This window comes from Fulvivirga sp. AWR4_260 (assembly GCF_056158185.1).
Genome location: NZ_JBSWSU010000013.1, coordinates 1 through 4,541 on the forward strand (window position 1 = coordinate 1; position 4,541 = coordinate 4,541).

The following is a 4,541-nucleotide window of genomic DNA, read 5'->3' on the forward strand; positions in this document are numbered from 1 at the left end:
CAGGTCCCAGAGTTAGACCGTAATGATCAGTTTGAGTTAGATGAATTAGTGTCTCTTGTACCTGAGCGTTTTGATAGCCCTGAAGAAGCTTCATCTATCAAGGCAGATAAAGATTACGATGATGTGCTTTACAGCGGTTACGATGAGCTAGACGTTGGCTACGATGCTCAAGGAAATTCTTCTGAGCAAGAATTAGAAGAAGTTGATTTAGAGCGTAGTTATTCAAGTGTCGACTTAGACCAGGCCTCTCAGATGTCCCCTGTTTCAGATGAACCTATTGCTGAAGATGAAGAGGCAGAAATTGAAGAGGTGATAGTTATCAATGTGTTTTCACTCCAAGATCACTCATTTGCTGGCATGGAGTTACTGCAGTTAGTGCTTAACTGTGGTATGCGCTACGGTGAGATGGATATCTTCCATCGTCATGAAGAAGGTTTTGATAAAGGAAAAATACAATTCTCCATGGCGAATGCGATCGAACCAGGCACTTTTGATCTGGATACTATGGGTGAACAGATTGTCCTGGAGTCAGCTTCTTCATGGGTTTACCGGGACCTAAAGAACAGCATGAAGGCGTTTGATTTCATGTTGGAAACAGCCCAAGCGTTGGTTCGTAACTTAGGTGGCGAGCTTCGTGATGAACGCCGAGCTCCCGATGACTGAGCAAACCATTGCTCATTGTCGTCAGCGTATCAAAGATTTCGAGCGTAGGCAGCTCACTAAAAAAGCACGTCAATCCTAACCTATCTGCTAGACAAGGCTCCTTTCGGAGCCTTGATTCTTTTATCTGTATTTGTTCGAGAGCACTATGAGCGACAAGCAAGCCTTCTCCTTGGAAGACATTCAAGCGTTAACCAAAACACTAAACGACTACAGTTACGCCTACCATGTTCAAGATGCACCCATGGTGCCTGATGCTGAGTACGATCGTTGTTATCAGGAATTGCAAAAAATGGAAGCGCTTCATCCTGAATGGGTACAACAGGATTCGCCAACCCAACGTGTCGGTGAAAAGCCTGACAATGGCTTTGCCTCCGTGGAGCACACTGTACCAATGTTGTCACTTGATAATGCCTTTGATGACGACAGTATGGTGGACTTCGATGAGCGAGTGCGTAAGTTGGCTAACGCTGCTCAGATCACTTACTGTTGCGAACCTAAATTGGACGGTCTAGCGATTAGTATTCGATACGAAGATGGACAACTGGTCAGAGGTGTGACGCGAGGCGATGGTTTGACCGGAGAAGACATTACTTCAAACATAAAAACCATTTACTCTGTGCCGCTTAAGCTGCGTACCGATAATCCCCCGCCAGTACTTGAAGTGCGTGGCGAAATCTGACATGCCCAAAGCAGGTTTTGAAAAGCTTAACCAGAATGCCGCGGAAAAAGGCGAGAAGACCTTTGTAAACCCACGTAATGCGGCGGCAGGCAGCTTGCGTCAGCTAGACCCTAAAGTTACCGCTTCTCGACCATTGGTGTTATGTGCCTACAGTATTGGTTATGCGGAAGGTTGGCAGCAACCTGAAAGCCATTATGAAGGTTTGTTGCAACTGGCCGAATGGGGCTTTAAGACTAACAGTCTGATGGCTCGAGTGGAGGGCGTGCAAGGTTGCCTTGATTACTACACTAAGTTGGCCTCGCAGAGAGACGAGCTAAGTTACGATATTGATGGCATTGTGTATAAAGTCGACAGTATTGCACAGCAGAAACAGCTTGGTTTCGTGGCGCGAGCGCCTCGCTGGGCCATTGCTCGTAAATTTCCAGCACAAGAAGAAGTAACGCAAATCTTGGGAGTAGATTTTCAAGTTGGTCGAACGGGGGCTATAACACCGTGTCGCACGTTTGCAGCCGACCTTTGTAGGCGGTGTTACCGTCGCTAATGCAACGCTCCATAATCAGGATGAAATCGAGCGTCTAGGAGTCAAAATTAATGACTGGGTCGTGATTCGTCGTGCCGGAGATGTTATCCCACAGGTAGTACAAGTCCTTGAAGAGCGTCGTCCAGACGATGCTCAGGAAGTATCCTTCCCAACCCAATGTCCTGTTTGTGACTCTGATGTTGAGCGTGTTGAGGGGGAAGCTGTGCAGCGCTGTACGGGAGGCTTGGTCTGTGGTGCTCAATTAAAAGAACGTCTGAAGCACTTCGTGTCGCGTAAAGCGATGGATATCGATGGTCTTGGGGATAAGTTGATTGAACAATTGGTGGATGCCAAGCTGGTCACGACGCCAGTCGATATCTACCTATTGAAAGACAAACCAGCGCGTTTGCTTGCGATGGAACGAATGGGCGACAAGTCTGTTGAGAAATTGCTGAATGCCATTGAGCAGTCTAAGCAAACCTTGTTTAACCGTTTCGTATACGCGCTGGGTATTCGTGAAGTCGGGGAAGCGACGGCACGTACTTTGACACAATACTTCGGTGAATTAGACAAATTGATGGTCGCTACGGAAGCGGATTTGATTGAAGTGGAGGATGTTGGGCCGATTGTAGCCCAGCATATTCGTATGTTCTTCGATCAAGAAGATAACGTTGCCACCGTCAAAGGTTTACTGGCACAGGGTATTACTTGGCAAGTGGCGCAAAAAGCCGATGCCGATGCAGACGAGCAACCGCTTGCAGGAAAAACCTATGTTGTAACCGGCACTCTCAGCCGATATTCACGGGATGAGGTGAAAGATACACTGATCAAACTGGGTGCTAAAGTGAGCGGCTCTGTTTCAGGGAAAACGGATTGCCTTGTCGCCGGTGAGAAAGCTGGATCTAAGCTGGCAAAAGCACGGTCTCTTGATGTGCCTGTTATGGATGAAGAAGCGCTGCATCAAATGTTGCTAGATTTGGGAGCAGTTTAAGTTGGACACTCTTATTCCTTTTGAGTCGTTAGCACCAGAAACCCTAGACAATGTGTTAAGTGACATTGTTTCACGGGATGGTACTGATTATGGCGATTACGATCTGTCCCTTGATCAGAAACGAGAGCAGGCGCTACGAGCCTTAAAGTCTGGCGATGCCGTGCTATTGTTTGATACGGAAAGTGAAACCATACAGTTGGTGTCTAAAAGTGCGCTGCAGCAACGTTACGATTAAGAGTCATGTTAGACAGCTAATAAAAATGGGCTTCTAGGAAGCCCATTTCTGTTTTAATAACCAGCGTAGTAAGTAATCACTCTCGAATGCAGCTTCGGATAGTGTGATCCATTTCTCGTGATGGCTCCATTTCTTTGTTGCGACCAACCACTTTGGCTGGCACACCAGCGACAGTGGTATGCGGCGCGACAGGCTCTAGTACAACACTGTTTGCGCCGACTTTCAGCCCCTTCGCCAACTTCAATATTGCCAAGAATTTTGGCCCCAGCACCGATTAGCACACCTGAGCGAATTTTTGGATGGCGATCGCCGGTTTCTTTACCTGTACCCCCTAAGGTCACGGATTGAAGGATAGAAACATTGTCTTCAATCACGCAGGTCTCACCGACAACGAGCCCTGACGCATGGTCCAGCATCACGCCGCAGCCAATCTTTGCCGCTGGATGAATATCGACACCAAAGGTCATCGACATTTGGCCCTGCAAATAAAGGGCTAAACTTTCACGTCCTTCTTTCCACAACCAGTTCGCCACACGGTAGGTTTGTAAGGCATGGAATCCTTTGAAGAATAGTAACGGTGTTGTCAGGCAATCGCAGGCTGCGTCACGCTCTTTGATGGATAAAATGTCCTGCGCTATGCATTCGACAATCTTTGATTTAGGATCCGCCATAGCTTCTTGAAAGACTTCTCGTAGTACCATAGCTGGAATGGAAATGCTGTCCAGTTTACTGGCTAATAGGAAGCTTAGGGCAGAGCTTAGTGAGTCATGTCGAAGAATGGTTGTGTTGAAATAACTTGCCAAAATGGGTTCATCTTGTGCTAGTTTTTCAGCTTCAGCTTGCAACGATGGCCACAAGTTGTCAAAGGCTCACGTCAGATTGTGATTGTGTTACTCAAAATCAATTTACCTACATGTTTTCGTGGCTAGAGTGTGGTTATGGGGGTAGCATCTACCAATACAAGGTTGAATGTAAACAGAATGCTCGCTTTATGGAGACACTATGAGTCAAAAAACCGTATCTGATGCGTTAGCATATATTTTACGAACTTAATAGCGCTTTGTCTGTATGCATATTGGGAAACAAATGACATTAACAACAAAGATTTATTTTTCTCAATGAAGTCGATGTTACAGGATGAATTAGATGAAATTGCATAAACTTAGCATGCAAGATCATATATATCCTTACGAGCCGATAAATCCTGGGGAAGTCGCTCAATTAAGTGATAAGCTCCGAGCTATGCACCCGCAGATGGCCAGTATTGTATATCGACCTAAAACATTCAAACGGCTTGATGATTTGATTCCGAGCGCTTGCGACTTATTTGAAATCTAAGTTGACAGGCTAGAGTAGGTGAGGCTTAAACCTCCCCTCTCTTTAGTTGTCGAATAGTAAAGCGGTTAGGGTGCAAGGTGCTGATCTCTTGACACTGCACGAGGAACTTAACCTT

General features: G+C 46.3%; 6 protein-coding genes. 5 read left to right on the top strand and 1 reads right to left on the bottom strand.

All coding sequences use genetic code 11. From position 1 onward, the window contains the following. From ACXACQ_RS06420 to ACXACQ_RS06440, 5 genes are all read left to right on the top strand, one after another. Positions 1-663: cell division protein ZipA C-terminal FtsZ-binding domain-containing protein (locus ACXACQ_RS06420; protein ID WP_474975112.1), on the top strand; the 663-nt coding region annotated here is incomplete at its 5' end. Between the two features lie 145 nt (positions 664-808). Next, a complete protein-coding gene (locus tag ACXACQ_RS06425) occupies positions 809-1,342 on the top strand; it encodes a hypothetical protein (RefSeq protein WP_474975113.1) in 534 nt (177 codons plus the stop codon). A 1-nt stretch (position 1,343) separates the two neighbouring features. Then, on the top strand, positions 1,344-1,883 hold the full coding sequence (locus ACXACQ_RS06430; protein WP_474975114.1) for a hypothetical protein: 540 nt from the start codon (positions 1,344-1,346) through the stop codon (positions 1,881-1,883). Beyond that, positions 1,846-2,853 (top strand): NAD-dependent DNA ligase LigA, encoded by a 1,008-nt coding sequence (gene ligA / locus ACXACQ_RS06435; protein WP_474975115.1) that lies wholly within the window; start codon positions 1,846-1,848, stop codon positions 2,851-2,853. Before ACXACQ_RS06430 ends, ligA begins: the two co-directional genes overlap by 38 nt. A 1-nt stretch (position 2,854) precedes the next feature. Continuing rightward, positions 2,855-3,088 carry a YheU family protein gene (locus tag ACXACQ_RS06440; protein ID WP_133562656.1) on the top strand — a complete coding sequence of 78 codons (234 nt, stop codon included), beginning with the start codon at positions 2,855-2,857 and terminating at the stop codon, positions 3,086-3,088. 53 nt (positions 3,089-3,141) lie between these two features. Here ACXACQ_RS06440 and ACXACQ_RS06445 read toward each other — a convergent pair whose 3' ends face one another. Beyond that, positions 3,142-3,933, bottom strand: coding sequence for a serine acetyltransferase domain-containing protein (locus tag ACXACQ_RS06445; protein WP_474975116.1), 792 nt, complete (start codon positions 3,931-3,933; stop codon positions 3,142-3,144). Positions 3,934-4,541 lie beyond the last annotated feature (608 nt).